We start from the raw sequence: 20,071 nt of genomic DNA, 5'->3' as shown, positions 1-20,071 counted from the left end.
CGAAGAGGCCGGTACAAGCAACACAATTTTCACCGACCTGGAGCAAAGATTGGTTCCCTCAAGCGGATACAGTGAGTGCTGAGCGCCACCAAGAGCGCCACTTCAAGACCTGATGACGAGGATCCTCCATGGTTTCATCCACCCCCACACAACATTACGCGCGCCTGTCCATCGCCCTGCATTGGCTGACGCTGGTGCTACTGGCCGTCGTATACGCCTGCATCGAGTTTCGCGGCCTGTTCCCCAAGGACAGCGCCGAGCGCAACCTGATGAAGGACCTGCACTTCATGCTGGGCCTGACCGTGTTCGTGCTGGTCTGGCTGCGCCTGGCCGTGCGCCTGAGCCGCCCCACCCCGCCCATCCTGCCCAAGCCACCGGCCTGGCAGACCGGCCTTGCCCACCTGATGCACCTGGCGCTGTACCTGCTGATGATCGGCCTGCCCCTGGCCGGCTGGCTGATCTTGAGCGCCGCCGACAAGCCAGTCCCCTTCTACGGGCTGGAACTGCCGCACCTCATCGGCGCGGACCCAGACCAGGCCAAATTCATCAAAGGCTGGCATGAACGCATCGGCAGCTGGGGTTACTGGCTGATCGGCCTGCATGCATTGGCCGGGCTGTATCACCACTACGTGCAGCGCGACAACACGCTGCTGCGCATGCTGCCCTACAAATAACCGCGCCGGCCTTGCAGGCCGCCGGTATGCAGCACGATCAGGCGGGTGCCGGGCGCGAACAGGCCGGCCTCGACCTGCTCGCGTAGCGCCAGCAGGGCCTTGCCGGTGTAGAGCGCTTCCAGCGGCACGCCTGTGTGCCGCTCGCAAGCGTCGATGAACGCCAGCAGTTCGTCGTCGATCCGAGCGAAACCGCCTCGGCAGGCATCATGCAGTTGATAGCCACTGCCGCCGGCCAGATCTCTCACAACGTCCGGCACGCCGTGATCGCGGGGCACTGCCAGCGCGCCGTGCACGTCATGCGCGCCCGCCTCTTCCAGCACCAGGCCGGCCAACGTTGTACCGGTACCCACGGCCAGCCACCAGGCGCTGTAATCGTCCCAACCGATCTCGGCCAGTTGCGCGCGCGCCTGCGCGACGATCAACCCGCAACCCTGCGCGCCGGCCAAGCCGCCGCCGCCTTCGGGAATGCAGTGCCAACCAGGGTAACGTGCCTGCCAGGGTTGCCAGAAACCCGCCTCATGACGGGCGCGGTAGCCACCATAGCCGAGCCAGTGCACGTGCATGCCCAACGCCTGCAGATCGCGCACCGTGGGCGTGTCCTGGGGGTGGCCACGCAGCAGGCCGGCCGTGGCGAAGCCAAAGCGTTTGCCGGCAGCGGCCAGGGCATGAAGGTGGTTGGAGTGGCTGCCGCCGAGGCTGATCAGGCCAGGGGCACCTGATTCATGAGCGTGCTGGAGGTGGTGGCGCAGCTTGAACCACTTGTTGCCGCTGATCAGGGGGTCGATCAGGTCCAGGCGCAGAATGGCGACTTCGACCTTGGCGCTCTGTAGCCAGGGCAGGTTCAAGGGGTGTAGAGGAGCCTGGGGCAGGTCGAGAAAATCGATAGACATGGAACGGGGCCTGAAGCGAAGGCTTCAGTTTATCAGCGAACATCGGGGGCCGCTTCCCGGCCCCCGGCTATCTCAAAGCTCGGCAGCCAACCGCGAGCCTTGGTTGATCGCCCGCTTGGCATCCAGCTCGGCCGCCACATCCGCGCCACCAATCAAGTGCACCGACTGGCCTGCGGCCAGCAAGCCTTCTTGCAGCTCTCGCAGCGGCTCCTGCCCGGCACAGATCACCACGTTGTCCACCGCCAGCAATTGCGGCTCACCGCCACCGACCCGAATATGCAAGCCGGCATCATCGATACCCAGGTACTCCACGCCGTTGAGCATCTGCACCTGCTTGTTCTTCAGCCCCGTCCGGTGGATCCAGCCGGTGGTCTTGCCCAACCCGTCGCCAACCTTGGACTGCTTGCGCTGCAGCAGATACACCTGGCGTGCCGGCGCGTGCGGCGCAGCCTTGATGCCGGCCACACCACCGCGGGCCTCGAGCTGGGTGTCAATGCCCCACTCTTTCCAGAACGCCTCGCGGTCCTGGCTGCTGGCCACGCCCTGGTGCACCAGGTATTCGGACACATCGAAACCGATGCCACCCGCGCCAATCACCGCGACAGCCTGGCCGACTGGCTTACGCTGGAGCAGCACGTCCAGGTAGCTGAGCACCTTGGCATGCTCGACCCCCGGTATCGCGGGCGTACGCGGCGCGATCCCGGTGGCCAGGATAACCTCGTCGAAGCGGCCGTCCACCAGCGCCTGTACATCGACGCGGGTGTTCAGGCGCTGGTCTACGCCAGTGCTGCTCAGCTTGTTACGGAAATAGCGCAGGGTCTCGAAGAACTCTTCCTTGCCCGGCACCCGCTTGGCCACGTTGAACTGCCCGCCGATCTCGCCAGCGGCATCGAACAAGGTCACCTGGTGGCCCCGCTCGGCGGCCACGGTGGCGGCAGCCAGGCCGGCCGGGCCAGCACCGACAACGGCAATACGCTTCACGTTGCGCACAGGCAGGTAGTTGAGTTCGGTCTCGTGGCAGGCGCGCGGGTTGACCAGGCAACTGGTCAGCTTGCCGCCGAAGGTGTGGTCCAGGCAGGCTTGGTTGCAACCGATGCAGGTGTTGATCTCGTCAGCGCGCCCAGCAGCGGCCTTGTTGACGAAGTCCGGGTCGGCCAGGAACGGCCGGGCCATCGAAACCATGTCGGCATCGCCTTCGGCGAGCACCGCCTCGGCCACTTCCGGGGTGTTGATGCGGTTGGTGGTGATCAGCGGAATGCTCACGGTGCCACGCAGCTTGGCGGTGACCTTGCTGAACGCCGCCCGCGGCACTTTGGTGGCGATGGTCGGGATACGCGCTTCGTGCCACCCGATACCGGTATTGATCAGGGTCGCCCCCGCCTGCTCGATGGCCTTGGCCAGCAGCTCGATTTCGTCCCAGGTGCTGCCCCCTTCGACCAGGTCGAGCATCGACAGGCGGAAGATGATGATGAAGTTCGGGCCCACCGCGCCGCGCACACGGCTGACGATCTCGACGGCCAGGCGCATGCGGTTTTCATAGCTACCCCCCCAGCGGTCGGTGCGGTGGTTGGTGTGGGCGGCCAGGAACTGGTTGATGAAGTAGCCTTCCGAACCCATGATCTCGACGCCGTCATAGCCGGCCAGCTGGGCCAGCGCGGCGCAATTGACGAAGTCGACGATCTGTTTCTCGATGCCTGCTTCGTCCAGTTCTTTGGGCTTGAACGGGTTGATCGGCGCCTGGATCGCGCTGGGCGCGACCTGGCGCGGGCTGTAGGCATAGCGCCCGGCATGGAGGATCTGCAGGCAGATCTTGCCGCCAGCGGCATGCACCGCCTCGGTCACGATGCGGTGCTTGTCGGCCTCTTCCTCGGTGCTGAGCTTGGCTGCGCCGGAATAGACGCCGCCCTCGTCATTCGGAGCGATACCGCCGGTGACCATCAGGCCGACGCCGCCACGGGCGCGCTCGGCAAAATAGGCCGCCATGCGCTCGAAGCCGCCGGGGCGTTCTTCAAGGCCCGTGTGCATCGAGCCCATCAGGGTGCGGTTGCGCAAGGTGGTGAAGCCCAGGTCAAGCGGTGCGAGCAGGTGCGGATAACGGTCGGCAGCCATGGAATGTCCCCATGTGGCGTGATCACGGAATGCGGGTGCCTCGCCAGCTGGCGGGCCCCGTCGTTTATCTGCCACTGACATTAAACAGCTGTTTGAACGGCCTCAATGATCGAAACTGACAACTTATTGATCCTCCCGTACAGCAGGGCTACCCTACACAACTCCAACTTCCAAGGCGCTGTACCGCTTCATGCGAAAACTTCTGGCAAGCGCCCTGGCGCTGGTGATGATTGCCGCCCTGTGCGGCTACGGCTTCTGGACCCAGCAGCGCCCGGAAGGCCACTACCTTTCCGACCTGCGCATCGAGCTGGCGCTCAACCATGGCGTGCCCGGTGAGCGAGGCAATTTGCTTGGCGTCGAACCGCTGCTCTACCCCAGTGACTACCAGAACCTGCAACGCCTGCACCGCAAGCTTTCGGCCTATTTGCAGCAGGCTCGCGTACAGGGGCTGGTCGGCCCACGTACGGTGGTGGTGCTGCCTGAGCACATCGGTACCTGGCTGTGGGCACGGGGTGAAAAGAACGAGCTGTACCAAGTCACGCAGAGCCGCGAGGCCTTGCAATGGCTGGAACTGAGCAACCCGCTGCGCTATGGCCTGGCCATGCTGCGCGCCAACGCCGACGACTGGCGCAGCGACGCCCACCTGCGCATGAAGGCCGAGCAGATGGCCGCCGATTATCAGCAGTTGTTCGGTGGCCTGGCCAAGGAGTTTGGCGTCACCCTGGTGGCCGGCTCCATCGTGCTGCCGGCCCCCTATATCAAACAAGGCGTGCTGCACGCCGGCAATGGCCCGCTGTACAACAGCAGCGTGGTGTTTGCCGGCGACGGCTCGCTGCTGGGCCAGCCACAGCGTCAGCAGTACCCGGACAGCGAAACGCGCCGCTTCATTCATGATGGCCGCCAGCAACCGCTGCAGGTGCTGCAAACCCCGGCCGGGCGCCTGGGCGTGCTGGTCGGCAGCGACAGCTGGTACCCGGAAAACCACCAGCAACTGACACAACAATCCGTGCAATTGATTGCCAACCCGGTATTCCTCAGTGGCAAAGGCAGCTGGGAGGCGCCATGGCGTGGCAATCGCCATCAGGACGCGGCGGCCGAACTCGCCCTCAAGCGTGGCGAAGTCAGCGAACAAAACGCCTGGCAACGCCTGACCCAGGCCGCTGGCGAAAACGTCAGTAGCATGAGCGTGTTCATGCGTGGGCAGTTCTGGGAGCAGGCCAGCGATGGCCAGGGCTTCGCCCATCAGTCGGGTCAACTGCTGGCGGGCAACCCCAGCCATGGCGCCCGCCTGCTGAACCTCTGGTTGTAACCCCGTGGCCCGCCCCCGCGTGCGCCTGGGTGATCTGTCGGTAGGGTTTGTCCAGCCACTGGCCGAGGCCCTGCGCGTGCTGGGCCACGACCCTGCGCCCCTGCTGCAACGCTATGGCCTGGATGCGGCACGCCTGGCCGAAGCCGGAGCCCGCCTGTCGATCCCGCGTTACATGCACCTTGGGCATGCCGCCATCGCGCTGTGCGCCGAGCCGGCGCTGGGCCTGCACATGGGCCGGCTCAGCCGCCTGGCGCATGCAGGCCTTGCGGGCATCACCGCGGCCCAGGCGCCCACCGTGGGCGAAGCGGCGCGCACCTTGTTGCGCTTTGAGCCGCTGTACGCTGCCAACTACCGGGGCCACTCGCGCTTTCAGGAAGATGCCCAAGGCGCCTGGCTGCGGTTTTACTCCATCAGCCCCTACAACACCTACAACCGCTTCGTGGTCGACTCCCTGCTCGCCGGCTGGCTGGCGCAACTGGGCGACCTGGCGGGGACTGCGCTGCAGGCCGAACGGCTTGAAATTGAATTTACCGCGCCGCCCTATGTCGCCCAGTACCAGGCGCTGTGCAGCACCCCAGTGCAGTTCGGCGCCGACGGTAATCAACTGCGCCTTAGCCGCGCCACCCTGCAGATGGCCAACCCGCAGCACTGCCCGAGCACTTGGCAGCACCTGCTTCAGCTTTGCGAAGCGGAGTTGCAGCAGCGCACGCGGGTGCGCAGCCTCGGTGAACGCATCACGCACCTGCTCGGCCCGCTGCTCAATGGCGGCCGCGAACCGGACCTGGACGAAGTGGCACTGAGCCTGCAACTGCCGACCTGGACATTGCGGCGCAAGCTGGCCGAAGAAGGGACGCGTTTTCGCGACGTGTTGAACGAGACACGGCGCGACCTGGCCGAAACCTACATCCGTGACACGGAGCTGGCTTTCGGCGAAATCGCTTATCTGTTGGGGTTTGCTTCGGCAGAGGCTTTCCAGCGCGCATTCAAGCGCTGGACCGGCCTCACGCCGGGGGAGTTTCGCCGCAGTCAGCGGCAGGCCGGCTAAAGCTCGGTGGCGTCGTCGGCGGGTTCCGGGGGGGCCAGTTCGTATGCCTGGAACTCGAGCAGCTCTTCCTGATATTCATCCATTGCCCTGCGTCCTCTTTTCTCATTTGTCTTCGTAGATGTCGCCTTCAACCTAAGCAGGTTGGGTGAAGGAATGATGACAAGCTCATGAGAAGTAAACGTAGCAGGTATCGACGGCGTTATCGCCGCCTGTCTGTAACAGGGAATGTGTCAAAGCGCCGCGGGTGCGGGCTCTGCAGGCTGTGCCTCCTGCTGCACCTGAATAGGCGCAGGTTCGGCGGGCGGCGCTACTGGCTGCGACCCCTGGCTGTCATTCGCCACTGGCGCCGCTGGCACTTCGCTGGCGGGGGCAACGGCGGCAGGTGCAGGCGTGCTTTCAGCCGCTGGTGTGGCTTCAGCCGCAGGCGTTACGGGAGCGGCCACAGGCGCTGCAGCCGCCTGCTCCGGCAGCCCCAGGTCTACGGCTGGCTTTTCAACCTTGGGTGCGGGCGCCTCAGGCTCGACTTTGGCCTTAGCCTTGCTGGCCTTTTTCGGCTTCGGCAGATAGCTCTCTACCAGTGCGAAGTAACGGTCGTAGAACTGCGCCGCCGTCACCGTCTCACTGGCGACCTTGACCATCGAGTCATCACTGGAGCCTATCGGCATGGACACCGAACCCAGCACGCCCACGCCAAGGCTGGCGGAAGTGTTGGATTTCTTCAGGCTGTAGCGGTCCTGCAGGGCGTTGGCGAACATGGTCGAGCGCTGCTCGTCGCTCACGTCGGGTGCGCAGGTAACGTTGAAGCTGATCTGCAGGTGGTTTTCGCTGTTCTGCTGAAAGCTCTTGTTGCCGGTCACCTGGTTGGCGCCGCTGCTGGTAATGATGTAACCCTGGCTGAGCAAGGCGCGGCGAGCGGCCTCGCAGGAGCCGGCATCGGTCACCGGGAAGCTGCGCGAGAAGGTGCCCGAGTCATCGAAGTTCTCGTGCTCGTAGATGGCGGCTTTTTTCGAGGAACAACCGGTCACGCCCGCCAGCACCAGGGCCAGCCCGAGCGCACCAAAGACGGATGATCTGGTCATTGCGAATTCCGGGTAAGTCGAGAAGGTGCCTATTGTGCATCACTGCGCACGGGCACTGAAACCGTTCATCCGTGAAGAGTCTGTCAGCTTCGTGTAAATGTGGACTGGCGGGGCGTTAAAACGAAAAAAGCGACCCTAAGGTCGCTTTTCACGTTGCTTCGAGGCGTTCAAGGGGCCTCGAGGCGAAGATGGCGCAGCGGACGGGACTCGAACCCGCGACCCCCGGCGTGACAGGCCGGTATTCTAACCGACTGAACTACCGCTGCGTATCGCTTGGGCTTGCGCCCAGTTAAAACCTGTTGCCTGCTTACTGGCCAAGGGCACAGTGAAGTCAGGCACAAAAAAAGCGACACGTTGATCGCTCTTTTTGTTGCTTCGAAGCGTTCAAGGGGCTTCGAAGCGAAGATGGCGCAGCGGACGGGACTCGAACCCGCGACCCCCGGCGTGACAGGCCGGTATTCTAACCGACTGAACTACCGCTGCGTATCGTTCAGGCTTGCGCCCGATTGAAACTGGGATCGACCTCAGGCATATTTGCCTTTCGGTCTCAGACCGGTGCAAGGCACCCATCTGTTACTAAAAAGTGGCGCAGCGGACGGGACTCGAACCCGCGACCCCCGGCGTGACAGGCCGGTATTCTAACCGACTGAACTACCGCTGCGCATAGTGACTTACGTCGTGGCTTATCAGGCCTTGTTCCTCTCTGGCTATCTGCTTCTTTCGAAGCTTCCTGCACCAGGAACGCTCAGGAAGTGGTGGGTGATGACGGGATCGAACCGCCGACCCTCTGCTTGTAAGGCAGATGCTCTCCCGGCTGAGCTAATCACCCCCGCGATGTTGCTTGTTGCGTTTGCTTCGCTGAGGCCGCGAAATTTACGCAGGTACCGATGCTAAGTCAATACCCCCATTGAATTTTTTTTCAAAAAGGGCAAAAAAAAGAGGTTTGCCAGTGCGAGGACAATGGATCGATCCCGCCTTCACTGTAGGAGCAGCCTTGTGCTGCGAAGAGGCCAGTGAATGCACCCATGATTCAGCATGAGCTCACTGCCCTCTTCGCAGCACAAGGCTGCCCCTACCCCAAGTGGTCGCGCGATGATTAATCGCTGGAAACAAGAAGGGGACCTTTCGGTCCCCTTCTTAACATCTGACAGCTCAGGTGTAGATCATCTTGCGGGTCATGCCGCCATCGACCACGAACTCCTGGCCGGTGACGAAAGCCGCTTGGCGCGACAACAGCCAGGCCACCATGGCCGCCACGTCTTCCACCGTCCCTACCCTGCCCGTCGGGTGCTGGGCATGGTCGGCATCGGTCAACGGTTCGGCACGGCGCTGGGAAGGGTCTCGTGCATCGATCCAGCCCGGGCTCACCGCATTGACGCGGATCTCCGGGCCCAGGCTCATGGCCAGGGCATGGGTCAACGCAACCAGGCCGCCCTTGCTTGCCGCATAGGCTTCGGTGTCCGGTTCGGACTGCCGTGCCCGGGTCGAGGTCAGGTTGACGATCGCCCCGTTATGCGCACGCAGGTAAGGTGCGCAATGCTTGGCCAGCAGCATCGGGCCATTGAGGTTGACCGCCAGCACGCGGTTCCATTGCGCCAGGCTAAGGCTTTCCAGCGTCTGGTTGTGCGGGTTGGCGATCGCCGCATTGCACACCAGCGCGTCGAGCCGACCGAACTGCCCCAGTACCTCGGACACCCCGGCACTGACCTGCGCCTCGTCGGCAACGTCCATGGTGATGAACCAGGCGTTGTCACCCAACGCCTTGGCCACCTTGGCCCCGCGTGGGCGGTCAAGGTCGCTGAGCACCACCTGCCAGCCTTCGCAGATCAACCAGGCGGCAATCCCCAGGCCGATGCCGCGAGCGGCACCGGTCACCAAGGCTACCCGGCCGTTATGGCCTGGCTTACTGCCGCTGATTTCAATCACAGTGCCGCCAACCCACGCGCGAGGTCTGCCTGCAGGTCGGCCACATCTTCAAGGCCCACGGCAACGCGGACCAGGCTGTCGCGGATACCCGCTGCCTCACGCTCCTGCGGCGACAAGCGGCCGTGGGAGGTGGTGGCAGGGTGCGCGATGGTGGTCTTGCTGTCACCCAGGTTGGTGGTGATCGAGATGACCCGCGTGGCATCGATGAAGCGCCAGGCGCCCTCTTTGCCGCCCTTGACCTCGAAGCTGACCACCGCACCAAAGCCGCTCATCTGGCGCTTGGCCAGTTCGTGCTGCGGGTGGCTAGGCAGGCCGGCGTAATGCACCTTCTCGATGCCGTCCTGCTGCTCCAGCCACTCAGCCAGGTGCTGAGCGCTCTCGCAGTGCGCACGCATGCGCAGCTTGAGCGTTTCCAGGCCCTTGGTGAAGATCCACGCATTGAACGGGCTGAGGGTCGGGCCTGCGGTGCGCAGGAAGCCCACCACTTCTTTCATCTGCTCACTGCGCCCAGCCACCACACCGCCCATGCAACGGCCTTGGCCATCGATGAACTTGGTTGCCGAGTGGAACACGATGTCGGCACCCAGCTTGAGCGGCTGCTGCAGTGCCGGGGTGCTGAAGCAGTTGTCCACCACCAACATGGCGCCACGCGCGTGGGCGACCTCGCTGAGGGCAGTGATATCGACCAGCTCGGCCAGCGGGTTGGACGGCGACTCGACGATCAGCAGCTTGGTATTGGCCTTGATGGCCTTTTCCCAACCCGACAGGTCGACCAGCGGCACATAGTCCACCTCGACGCCGAAGCGCTTGAAGTATTTCTCGAACAGGCTGATGGTCGAGCCAAATACGCTCTGCGACACCAGCACATGGTCACCGGCGCTGCACAGCGACATGACCACGGCGAGGATCGCCGCCATACCGGTGGACGTCGCCACTGCCTGCTCGGCGCCCTCCATGGCCGCCAGGCGTTCCTCGAAGGCACGCACAGTCGGGTTGGTGTAGCGCGAGTAGACGTTACCCGGCGTTTCGCCAGCAAAGCGTGCAGCCGCATCGGCGGCCGTACGGAAAACATAGCTGGAGGTCAGGAACAGCGCTTCGCTGTGCTCGGCCTCCGGTGTACGGTTTTGCCCGGCGCGCACCGCCAGGGTGTCGAAGCCGACACCCTCGAGGTCACTGTCCAGTCGTCCGGCATCCCATTGATCCGTCATGCCGTCGCTCCCTAATCAGTTGTTGTAGAGGTCGATGATCGCGCTGACCGCCTGGGTCTTCACCTTCGCCAGGTCGTTACGGGCCTGCTCGATACGATCAAGGTAGGCTGCGTCGATGTCGCCAGTGACGTATTCACCATTGAACACCGCGCAATCGAAATGCTCGATCTTGATCTTGCCGCCACCGACCGATTCGATCAGGTCCGGCAGGTCCTGGTAAATCAGCCAGTCGGCGCCGATCAACTCGGCCACCTGTTCGGTGGTGCGGTTGTGGGCGATCAGTTCGTGAGCGCTCGGCATGTCGATGCCGTAGACGTTGGGGTAGCGCACCGCAGGGGCTGCGGAGCAGAAGTAGACGTTCTTGGCGCCGGCTTCGCGGGCCATCTGGATGATCTGCTTGCAGGTGGTGCCGCGCACGATCGAGTCGTCCACCAGCATCACGTTCTTGCCGCGGAATTCCAGCTCGATGGCGTTGAGCTTCTGGCGTACCGATTTCTTGCGCGCGGCCTGGCCGGGCATGATGAAGGTACGGCCGATGTAGCGGTTCTTGACGAAGCCTTCGCGGAACTTGACGCCGAGGTGGTTGGCCAGCTCCAGCGCCGCAGTGCGGCTGGTGTCCGGGATTGGGATGACCACGTCGATGTTGTGCTCAGGGCGTTCACGCTGGATTTTCTCGGCCAGCTTTTCGCCCATGCGCAGGCGCGCCTTGTACACCGAGACGCCATCCATGATCGAGTCCGGACGGGCCAGGTAGACGTGTTCGAAGATGCACGGCTGCAGTTTCGGGTTTTGTGCACACTGCTTGGTGTACAGCTGGCCTTCTTCGGTGATGTACACCGCTTCGCCCGGCGCCAGGTCGCGGATCAGGGTGAAACCGAGCACGTCCAGGGCGACGCTTTCGGAGGCGATCATGTACTCCACACCTTCGTCGGTGTGACGCTGGCCGAACACCACCGGGCGAATACCGTTCGGGTCACGGAAACCGACGATGCCATAACCGGTGACCATGGCCACTACCGCATAACCACCCACGCAGCGGCTGTGCACGTGGGAAACCGCAGCGAACACGTCTTCTTCGGTCGGCTGCAGCTTGCCGCGTACGGCCAGCTCGTGGGCGAACACGTTCAGCAGCACTTCCGAGTCGGAATTGGTGTTGACGTGGCGCAGGTCGGACTCGTAGATCTCCTTGGCCAACTGCTCGACGTTGGTCAGGTTGCCGTTGTGCGCCAGGGTGATGCCGTACGGCGAGTTGACGTAGAACGGCTGGGCCTCGGCCGAAGTCGAGCTGCCCGCCGTTGGGTAGCGCACGTGGCCGATACCCATGTGGCCGACCAGGCGCTGCATGTGGCGCTGCTGGAAGACATCGCGCACCAGGCCATTATCCTTGCGCAGGAATAACCGGCCGTCATGGCTGGTCACGATACCGGCAGCGTCCTGGCCGCGGTGCTGGAGGACCGTAAGCGCGTCATACAGCGCCTGATTGACGTTCGACTTACCGACGATACCGACGATGCCACACATGCGACGCAACCCCTACTTTGACGAAACTTGAGTGAATAGCGCTCAGGGCTTTGCCGGCCCGAGCAACTGTTCCTTGAACGGGAGATCAGCCGGTGTGCTGATCACCCCACTGGACATCCACTGGCTGGTGAAACCCAGAATCAGGTTTTTCGACCAGTCAGCGACCAAGAGAAATTGTGGTATCAGGCGTGATTCCTGCCACCAGGTGTCTTGTTGAACCGGCCCCAGGCTAAGCAGCCCGATGGCCACTACCACCAGCAAGGCCCCGCGCGCGGCGCCGAAGGCCATGCCGAGGAAACGATCGGTACCCGACAGCCCGGTCACGCGGATCAGCTCGCCGACAAGGAAGTTGACCATGGCCCCCACCAGCAGGGTGGCGACGAAAAGAATGGCGCAGCCTGCGATGATGCGCATCGATGGCGTCTGGATGTAGCTTTCAAGATACACCGAGAGCGAGCCACCGAACATCCAGGCAACCGCACCGGCAATGATCCAGATGAGCAAGGACAAGGCTTCCTTGACGAAGCCGCGCTTGAGACTGATCAGTGTGGAGACGGCGATGATCGCGATGATCGCCCAATCAACCCAGGTAAATGCCACGGTGCTGCCTGCAGACGTTTGAGGCGGCGCATTTTACCAGAGCGGCGAGCTGGGGGTAAGCGGAATGTCGGGCCGATTAACAACTGCGCGATACCTGTAGGAGCGGCCTTGCGTCGCGAAAGGGCTGCGAAGCGGCCCCTGCGATTCTTATATCTAAGCCAGGAACCTGGGGCCGCTTCGCAGCCCTTTCGCGACACGAGGCCGCTCCTACAAAGAGGCAGCGCTATCAGCCGCGCTCGGGCTGGAAGCGCACCACAAAGCCTTTGAGGCTGTGCTTGCGGTTGATTGCATCACGTACGCGCTCGGCCTCGGCGCGCTCAATCAGTGGCCCGACGTACACCCGGTTCATACCACCCGCCGAGCGGATGTAGGCGTTGTAGCCCTGGCTTCGCAACGTCTGCTGCAGGCTTTCTGCCCCGGCACGATTGGACAGGCTGGCCAGCTGGATAGACCAACTGACCGGCAACCCATTCACGTCGATCTTCGACGGCGCTGCGGGCTTGGCGGCGGCAACGGCAGGCGCAGGCGTGGCGGCCGGTTTGGCTTCAACCTTGGGCGCTGGCGGCTTGGCAGCCTGGGCCTGCGTTTGCGTCTGCGGGGATGGCGTAATCGGCTGGCTAGGCGTGCTGGCTGGCGCGGTAGACTCGTCAACCACCACCGGTGGCTGCTGCGTCTCCTGCGCAAGCACCTGCGGCTCCGGCACGGCGACCGGCTCCACTTGCACCTCTGGCAGGCTCGGCATGGCCGGCGCCTGCGGGGCCTCGACACGCACCTGGCGCATCTCGTCCTCGCGGGTGAACAGCATCGGCAGGAAGATCACCGCCAGCGCCACCAGCACCAACGCACCCACCATGCGCTGTTTCATCCCTTTATCCAGCACTGCCATCTACTCAACCCTCCGGGGCCTGCCGCGCCAACCACTCCAGGGCCTGGGCGACACAGAAAAACGAACCGAACAGCAGGACCTGATCATCCGCCGTCGCCTGCGCGCATTGCCCTTCGAGGGCCGCGTCGACGCTGGCATAAGACTTCACCGCGGCGCCGAGGTTCGTCAAGGCGTCAGCCAGTTCTGCGGCCGGACGGCTGCGCGGCGTGTCCAGCGGTGCGACCGCCCAGTCGTCGACCAGTGCCTGCAAAGGCTCGACAACGCCCGGCAGGTCCTTGTCGGCCAGCAGGCCGAACACTGCCAGGCGGCGCCCCTTGACCGGACTTGCCGCCAGGCGCCGTGCCAGGTACGCCGCAGCATGCGGGTTATGCCCGACATCCAGCAACAGCTCCACACGCTTGCCCTGCCAGCGCACCTCACGGCGATCGAGGCGACCGGTGATACGGGTATCGAGCAGCGCCTGGCGCAGTTGACCGGCATCCCAGGGCAGGCCCATCAACAGGTAGGCCTGCAGGGCCAGGGTGGCGTTTTCCATGGGCAGGTCTAGCAGCGGCAGATCGCGCAACGCTACCAGGCCACCCTCCGCCGTTTTCCCACGCCAGTGCCAGCTGTCGCCTGTGCTTTCCAGGTCGAAGTCACGCCCACGCAAGAACAACGGCGCCGCCAGCTCATGGGCCTTGTCCAGCAAGGGCTGCGGCGGGTCAAGGTCGCCACACAGCGCCGGCTTGCCAGCACGGAAAATGCCGGCCTTCTCGAAGGCGACAAGCTCACGGGTATCACCCAGGTAATCGACATGGTCGACACCGATGCTGGTCACCAGCGCCAGGTCGGCATCCACCACGTTCACGGTGTCCAGACGGCCACCGAGCCCCACTTCGAGCACCACAGCATCCAGCTTGGACTGGTAGAACAACCAGAACGCCGCCAGGGTGCCCATCTCGAAATAGGTCAGGGAAATGTCGCCTCGCGCCGCCTCGACGGCGGCGAAGGCTTCGCACAGGCGCTCATCACTGGCCTCTTGGCCATTGATGAGCACCCGCTCGTTGTAACGCAACAGGTGTGGCGAGCTGTACACGCCCACCTTGAGCCCCTGGGCACGCAGCATCGCGGCGACGAAGGCGCAGGTGGAACCCTTGCCATTGGTGCCAGTGACGGTCACCACGCGCGGTGCCAGCTTGCCCAGCGCCAGGCGGGCAAGCACGTTCTGCGAACGCTCCAGCCCCATGTCGATGGCCGAAGGGTGCAACTGCTCGAGGTAGGCGAGCCATTCGCCCAGGGTTCGCTGTGTCATCACGCGACCGCAGCCGCCTCACGTGCCTGCTCCGGGGTTTCCTGGCCGGTCATCTGGGCCAGCAGACGGGCCAGGCGCGGGCGCAGTTCGCCACGGGAGATGATCAGGTCGATGGCGCCGTGCTCCAGCAGGAACTCGCTGCGCTGGAAGCCTTCTGGCAGCTTCTCGCGTACGGTCTGCTCGATCACGCGCGGGCCGGCAAAGCCGATCAGTGCCTTGGGCTCGCCGACGATGACGTCGCCCAGCATCGCCAGGCTGGCGGAAACGCCGCCGTAGACCGGGTCGGTCAGCACGGAGATGAACGGAATGCCTTCTTCACGCAGGCGCGCCAGCACAGCCGAAGTCTTGGCCATCTGCATCAGCGAGATCAGCGCTTCCTGCATGCGCGCGCCACCGGAGGCCGAGAAACAGACCATCGGGCAGCGGTTTTCAAGGGCGTAGTTGGCGGCGCGAACGAAACGCTCACCGACGATGGCACCCATGGAGCCGCCCATGAAGGAGAATTCGAACGCGCTGACCACGATCGGCATGCCCATCAGGGTACCGCTCATGGAGATCAGCGCGTCTTTTTCGCCGGTCTGCTTCTGCGCACCGGTGAGGCGGTCCTTGTACTTCTTGCCATCGCGGAATTTCAGGCGGTCGACCGGCTCCAGCTCGGCGCCCAGCTCAGCACGGCCTTCGGCGTCGAGGAAGATGTCGATACGCGCACGTGCGCCGATGCGCATGTGGTGGTTGCACTTAGGGCAGACATCGAGGGTCTTTTCCAGCTCCGGACGATACAGCACGGCCTCGCAAGCCGGGCACTTGTGCCACAGGCCTTCAGGCACCGAGCTCTTCTTCACCTCGGAACGCATGATCGAAGGGATCAGTTTGTCGACTAACCAGTTGCTCATGCTTTCTTTCTCCAGTATCGGCGGGCGGGGGCCGGCGTAACCGGCCTGCCCTGCCCTTGAGCTCAAAATCTTTTATGAAACGATGATGGCACGGCCGCCGGGGCTTCCGGCGCGCCACGCCACCGTTAATGTGTTGTTCGCCCACCGCATCGGCGGGCGCCCCGCAGGGGCTGCGATAGCTATGGACGATGGTGCGCCGCCAACCGTCACATCCACCGTCACGCCTGTTGCACCGCACGCATGAAGGCTTCTATCTTTGCCGCATCCTTGATGCCCTTGGCCTGCTCCACCCCGCCGCTGACATCCACCGCATAGGGCCTGACCTGGGCAATGGCCCGGCCGACATTCTGCGCGTCCAGGCCACCGGCCAGGATAATCGGCTTGCTCAGGCGCGCCGGTACCAGCGACCAGTCAAAGGCTTCCCCCGTGCCCCCAGGCACGCCGGGTACATAGGTGTCCAGCAAGATACCGCGGGCGCCAGCATAAAGCCGGCAGGCCGCTTCCAGGTCATCACCCGGGCGCACGCGCAGGGCCTTGATCCAGGGGCGATGGAAGCCTTCACAGTCTTGCGGGGTTTCATCGCCGTGGAACTGTAGCAGGTCCAAGGGAACCACTTCGAGGATCTCGTTCAGCTCGCAACGCGAGGCGTTGACGAACAACCCGACGGTAGTCACGAACGGCGGTAGCTCGGCAATGATCGCGCGCGCCTGGCGCACGTCCACGGCACGCGGGCTCTTGGCGTAGAAGACGAAGCCGATGGCATCGGCCCCCGCCTCGGCGGCAGCCAGCGCGTCTTCGATGCGGGTAATCCCGCAGATCTTGCTGCGAACGTTGCTCATGGACTGCGAACCCTGCTGTTTCGGTGAAGGCCGGATGTTAGCAAAAGGCTTTTGGCCCGTCAGTCTGCCAATGCCTCGTAGCCGGTCAAAAAGTGTGGGCCGATGTAACGCTGGGGCAGTTGGAAGGCTTCGGGGTATTCCACTTGCACCAGGTACAAACCGTACGGGTGTGCCGTCACCCCACCCTCGCGGCGGTTGCGCCCTTCCAGTACTTCCCGCGCCCAGGTGGCGGGCCGCTCACCCGCGCCGATGGTCATCAACACACCGGCGATGTTGCGCACCATGTGGTGCAGGAACGCCGTGGCGCGCACGTCCAGCACGATCATCTGGCCATGGCGGGTGACGCGCAGGTGATGAATGTGCTTGATCGGCGACTTGGCCTGGCACTGGCTGGCGCGGAAGGCGCTGAAGTCGTGGGTACCGAGCAGGAATTCGGCGGCTTCGGCCATGCGTTCGACGTCCAGCGGGCGGTGGTTCCAGGTCACCTCCTCGGCCAGGTGCGCGGGGCGAATCGGGTCGTTGTAGATGACGTAGCGGTAACGCCGGGCGGTGGCCTTGAAGCGGGCATGGAAGTCCGCCGGCATCGGGCGCGACCAGACCACGCTGATGTCGTGGGGCAGGTTGAAATTGGTGCCCAGGGTCCAGGCGCGTTCATCGCGGATGGCGCGCGTGTCGAAGTGCACGATTTGCCCGCAACCGTGAACCCCGGCATCGGTGCGCCCGGCGCAGATCACGGAAATCGGCTCGTTCGCCACTTTCGACAACGCCTGCTCGAGGGCTTGCTGGACGCTGGGCACGCCGCTGGCCTGGCGCTGCCAGCCGCGGTAGCGCGAGCCCTTGTATTCCACGCCCAGGGCGATGCGGGAGTAGCCTTCAGCCGCGGATTCGGCGGCGGTGTCGATGATGTCCAAAAGCATGAAACCTGTGGTGATTACGCAATGGCGGGATTATAACGACAACGGCAGCCCTGTTGGGCTGCCGTTGGGGGTGGTTACATCTGTTTAGCCGCGAAGCCTCAGAACCGGGCTCAGACCAACCGAGACAACAGGTCCTCGGCTTCCTGACGCTGCGTCCCGTCGCCGTCCTTGACGACTTCATCGAGGATGTCACGGGCGCCCTGGTGGTCGCCCATGTCGATGTAGGCGCGCGCCAGGTCGAGTTTGGTGGCGACTTCATCACTGCCAGAGAAGAAGTCGAAGTCCAAGTCGTCCAGTGGCTCGGGCTCTGGCTGCTCAACGGCGTCTTCAGCGGTGAAGTGCGGTTCCAGCGAAGGCGACTCGAGGTTCTGGGACAGCTTGTCCAGCTCGGCGTTGACGTCATCCAGCTCCGAAGCAAAGCTCTTGGCAGCGGGCGAGTCATCCTCCAGCGACAGCGAAAGATCGAAGTCCGACGGCAGGTCCAGTTCGGTGATCGGGTCAAACTCTGGCACGTTGTCGAAGGCTGCCAGCTCGGCGGCAACGTCTACCGGCGCCTCTTCGGCGACAGCCGGGGCCACGGGCTCGCTGACGTCGAGGTCGAAGTCATCCAGATCGGCAACGGGCTGCGGCTCGGCCTGCGCCAGCATCGCTTCGAAATCAGCATCGGCATCGGCGGCAACGTCTGTTTCAGCGTCTGTTTCAGCGTCAGCTTGCAGCTCAGCCTCCACGGCAGCGGGCTGTTCCTCTACCTGCACTTCGTCCAATACAGGTTCATCCAGCACAACTTCGTCCAGCACTGGCTCGTCCAGCAGCGGCGCTGCCAACGGGTCTTCCTCGGGCAGGTCTTCACCCAGGCTCAGGTCGAAGTCGCTGTCCAGGTCCGACTCATCAAGCGACGGAACCTCGCTGATGGCCTCGGCCTCAGGCTCGACGATGTCGTCCAGCGCTTGCTCTGCGACAAAATCGGGCTCCGCCAGCACCTCTGGCTCGGCCTCGGGCACGATGTCTTCAACCACCGGCGCCTCAAGCTGATCCTGCAGCAGGCCCTGCACGTACTGCTCATCCATCTCGGCAGCCAACGCTGCCGCACCCAAACCGGCGGCGGCCAGCCCCAGCATGGCTGGGAAACGGCCTTTGAGTTCGTCGACCTGAGCAACATTCTGCTCAGTCGCTGGCAGCACACGCTCCTGCTCGACGAACGCACTGTGATCACCCTGACGGGCATACACTTCCATCAGTTTCAGGCGCAGTACGTCACGCTCAGGCTCAGCGGCAAGGGCCGTTTCTAGCAGCTCGGCGGCATGATTCAGGCGGCCGCTTTGCAGGCTTTGCTCGACTTCCGCCAACAGGGCGGCCGTCGTGTCTGGCTGCGGCGCTGGCTCGGCGAGCGCGACCGCGGGCTTTTCTGCAGCAGTGGCGGCAGCAGCAGACGCCGCGACCACCGCTGGCGACAGCGTTACGCTCGGCGCCGAAACCTCCAGGCCTTCAAAGCTGTCGGCATCGATATCCAGGCCCGCACCCTGCTCTTCCTCAGCCAAGGCCCGCGCCATGCGCAGGTGTTTCTCGGCTTCTTCCTGGGCCTTGCGCTTGCGCATCAACAGCACCAGCAGCAACAACAGCACGAGGAACGCAGACCCTGCAATCAGCCACAGCAGCAACGGGTTGCCGAGCACGCCGTCAGCGCGCGGCTGGGCGTCAGGCACACTGGCCGGCGCGGTATCGACGGCCGCCGGTGCAGGTTTTACGTCCGGCTCGGCATTAGCTGCCGGATTGGCCGGCGCAGGCTCGCCTGGCAGAGCAGCGGCGACTGGCGCCGGACCTGCTGCGCCCTGGGCTTCAAGCCGGGCCAACTGGTCGTTTTTCAGCGCGATCAGACGCTGCAGTTTGTCTAGTTGGCTCTGCAGGTCCGCCATGCGGCTCTTGAGCTCATCGTTGTCACGACGGCTGGTATCGAGGCTTTCCTGGGCCACGGCCAGTTTGTCGTTCAGCCCTTTGGCCGGCGCAGCGCCTGCCTGGTTGCCGGGGCTGACCAGGCGCAGGTTGTCACCCTGGGCAATGCGCTCTGGCGCGGCCTCGGCGGCACCGCGGCGGGTGGCGTCGAGCTGACGGGCACGCGGCCCCAGGCGCCGGCCTTCACGCCAGGCCGCATACTGCTCGGCCACGTCGCGAACCGCCTCACCCTGAGCAATGGCCTGGATTTGTTGCTGGTCGGGCAGGCGCAGTACCTGGCCCACCTTCAATTGGTTGATGTTGTTGCCAATGAAGGCGTCCGGGTTCAGCGCCTGGATCGCGATCATGGTCTGCTGAATCGAGCCGCCCTGGCTGTTGCGCGCAGCAATCTGCCACAAGGTGTCGCGGCGCTGGGTGGTGTAGTTGCTGGCGCCCGTCACTGCGGGTGCGACATTGCCTGGCGCAGGCTGTTTGCCCTGGGCCTTGGCCTGGTCGAGCAGGACGCTGTAGTCACGCAGCAGACGCCCCTGCGGCCACATCACCTGCACCAGAAACTTGACCACAGAGCCCGGCAGCGGCTGGCTGGAGGTGACGCGCAGCACGCTCTTGCCGTTGGGGTTGATCACCGGCGTGAATGTCAGGTCTTCGAGGTAAGTCGCAAAGGTTACCCCCGCCTTGCTGAACTCTTCCGGCGGCGCCAGGCTGGGCGCCACTTCGGCGGCAGTGAGGTCGCGCACGTCGAGCAATTCGATCTCGGCGTCCAGCGGCTGATTCTGTGCCGACTTGAGGGTCAGCTCCCCCAAGCCCAACGCATTGGCCATGCCCGACGACAGCGCCGAGGCAGCAGCCATGGCCAGGACCAGTTTGCGAATTCGAAGCATGACCTCTTCCCTTGTATGAATCGTCCCGAAACCTGCATGCAGAGCAGGACAAA

The 20,071-nt window shown here is 64.0% G+C and carries 16 protein-coding genes and 4 tRNA genes; 3 read left to right on the top strand and 17 right to left on the bottom strand.

The window, feature by feature from the left end; genetic code table 11:
• The first annotated feature begins 128 nt into the window (after positions 1 to 128).
• Positions 129 to 674: a cytochrome b561 gene (gene cybB, locus OO306_RS07435; RefSeq protein ID WP_265968215.1), complete on the top strand. Its 546-nt coding sequence runs from the start codon at positions 129 to 131 to the stop codon at positions 672 to 674.
• Here the strand turns inward: cybB and OO306_RS07430 are convergent.
• Positions 665 to 1,558 (bottom strand): 1-aminocyclopropane-1-carboxylate deaminase/D-cysteine desulfhydrase, encoded by an 894-nt coding sequence (locus OO306_RS07430; RefSeq protein ID WP_265968225.1) that lies wholly within the window; start codon positions 1,556 to 1,558, stop codon positions 665 to 667. The genes cybB and OO306_RS07430 overlap by 10 nt on opposite strands.
• Before the next feature lie 78 nt (positions 1,559 to 1,636).
• Entirely contained in the window at positions 1,637 to 3,673 is a 2,037-nt protein-coding gene (locus OO306_RS07425) for an NADPH-dependent 2,4-dienoyl-CoA reductase (protein WP_265968214.1), read from the bottom strand.
• 190 nt (positions 3,674 to 3,863) lie between these two features.
• Between OO306_RS07425 and OO306_RS07420 the strand changes: the two genes are divergently transcribed.
• Positions 3,864 to 4,982, top strand: coding sequence for a nitrilase-related carbon-nitrogen hydrolase (locus OO306_RS07420; protein ID WP_265968213.1), 1,119 nt, complete (start codon positions 3,864 to 3,866; stop codon positions 4,980 to 4,982).
• 4 nt (positions 4,983 to 4,986) lie between these two features.
• The gene (locus tag OO306_RS07415) at positions 4,987 to 6,027 is read left to right on the top strand and encodes an AraC family transcriptional regulator (protein ID WP_265968212.1); all 1,041 of its coding nucleotides are present in this window, start codon (positions 4,987 to 4,989) and stop codon (positions 6,025 to 6,027) included.
• A 230-nt stretch (positions 6,028 to 6,257) separates the two neighbouring features.
• Here the strand turns inward: OO306_RS07415 and OO306_RS07410 are convergent, their stop codons facing one another.
• The 15 genes from OO306_RS07410 to OO306_RS07340 all read right to left on the bottom strand — a co-directional run bounded on the left by OO306_RS07410 (position 6,258) and on the right by OO306_RS07340 (position 20,018).
• Positions 6,258 to 7,106, bottom strand: a complete 849-nt coding sequence (locus tag OO306_RS07410) for a DUF2242 domain-containing protein (RefSeq protein ID WP_085273674.1) — start codon at positions 7,104 to 7,106, stop codon at positions 6,258 to 6,260.
• Positions 7,107 to 7,295: 189 nt separating this feature from the next.
• Positions 7,296 to 7,372, bottom strand: a tRNA-Asp gene (locus OO306_RS07405).
• 140 nt (positions 7,373 to 7,512) lie between these two features.
• Positions 7,513 to 7,589: transfer RNA gene (locus OO306_RS07400), tRNA-Asp, on the bottom strand.
• Positions 7,590 to 7,690: 101 nt separating this feature from the next.
• Positions 7,691 to 7,767 (bottom strand) — tRNA-Asp (locus OO306_RS07395).
• 92 nt (positions 7,768 to 7,859) lie between these two features.
• Positions 7,860 to 7,935: transfer RNA gene (locus OO306_RS07390), tRNA-Val, on the bottom strand.
• Positions 7,936 to 8,258: 323 nt separating this feature from the next.
• On the bottom strand, positions 8,259 to 9,032 hold the full coding sequence (locus tag OO306_RS07385) for an SDR family oxidoreductase (protein WP_027596718.1): 774 nt from the start codon (positions 9,030 to 9,032) through the stop codon (positions 8,259 to 8,261).
• On the bottom strand, positions 9,029 to 10,240 hold the full coding sequence (locus tag OO306_RS07380) for an O-succinylhomoserine sulfhydrylase (protein ID WP_099430085.1): 1,212 nt from the start codon (positions 10,238 to 10,240) through the stop codon (positions 9,029 to 9,031). Before OO306_RS07380 ends, OO306_RS07385 begins: the two co-directional genes overlap by 4 nt.
• 15 nt (positions 10,241 to 10,255) lie before the next feature.
• Positions 10,256 to 11,761 (bottom strand): amidophosphoribosyltransferase, encoded by a 1,506-nt coding sequence (gene purF / locus OO306_RS07375; protein WP_027596720.1) that lies wholly within the window; start codon positions 11,759 to 11,761, stop codon positions 10,256 to 10,258.
• A 42-nt stretch (positions 11,762 to 11,803) separates the two neighbouring features.
• Positions 11,804 to 12,361 carry a CvpA family protein gene (locus tag OO306_RS07370; protein ID WP_012313468.1) on the bottom strand — a complete coding sequence of 186 codons (558 nt, stop codon included), beginning with the start codon at positions 12,359 to 12,361 and terminating at the stop codon, positions 11,804 to 11,806.
• A gap of 226 nt (positions 12,362 to 12,587) precedes the next feature.
• Entirely contained in the window at positions 12,588 to 13,247 is a 660-nt protein-coding gene (locus tag OO306_RS07365) for an SPOR domain-containing protein (protein WP_265968211.1), read from the bottom strand.
• 4 nt (positions 13,248 to 13,251) lie between these two features.
• Positions 13,252 to 14,538: a bifunctional tetrahydrofolate synthase/dihydrofolate synthase gene (gene folC / locus OO306_RS07360; protein WP_265968210.1), complete on the bottom strand. Its 1,287-nt coding sequence runs from the start codon at positions 14,536 to 14,538 to the stop codon at positions 13,252 to 13,254.
• Positions 14,538 to 15,431, bottom strand: coding sequence for an acetyl-CoA carboxylase, carboxyltransferase subunit beta (accD, locus tag OO306_RS07355; RefSeq protein ID WP_027596723.1), 894 nt, complete (start codon positions 15,429 to 15,431; stop codon positions 14,538 to 14,540). Before accD ends, folC begins: the two co-directional genes overlap by 1 nt.
• A 218-nt stretch (positions 15,432 to 15,649) precedes the next feature.
• The gene (locus tag OO306_RS07350) at positions 15,650 to 16,270 is read right to left on the bottom strand and encodes a phosphoribosylanthranilate isomerase (protein ID WP_099430089.1); all 621 of its coding nucleotides are present in this window, start codon (positions 16,268 to 16,270) and stop codon (positions 15,650 to 15,652) included.
• A 59-nt stretch (positions 16,271 to 16,329) separates the two neighbouring features.
• A complete protein-coding gene (gene truA / locus OO306_RS07345; protein ID WP_027596725.1) occupies positions 16,330 to 17,187 on the bottom strand; it encodes a tRNA pseudouridine(38-40) synthase TruA in 858 nt (285 codons plus the stop codon).
• 110 nt (positions 17,188 to 17,297) lie between these two features.
• A complete protein-coding gene (locus OO306_RS07340) occupies positions 17,298 to 20,018 on the bottom strand; it encodes a FimV/HubP family polar landmark protein (RefSeq protein WP_265968209.1) in 2,721 nt (906 codons plus the stop codon).
• Positions 20,019 to 20,071: the final 53 nt, after the last annotated feature.

It is taken from the genome of Pseudomonas sp. DCB_AW (assembly GCF_026240895.1).
GTDB lineage: Bacteria > Pseudomonadota > Gammaproteobacteria > Pseudomonadales > Pseudomonadaceae > Aquipseudomonas > Aquipseudomonas kermanshahensis.
The sequence above is the reverse complement of the archived record's forward strand: the minus strand, read 5'-3'. Positions and strand labels throughout refer to the sequence as shown.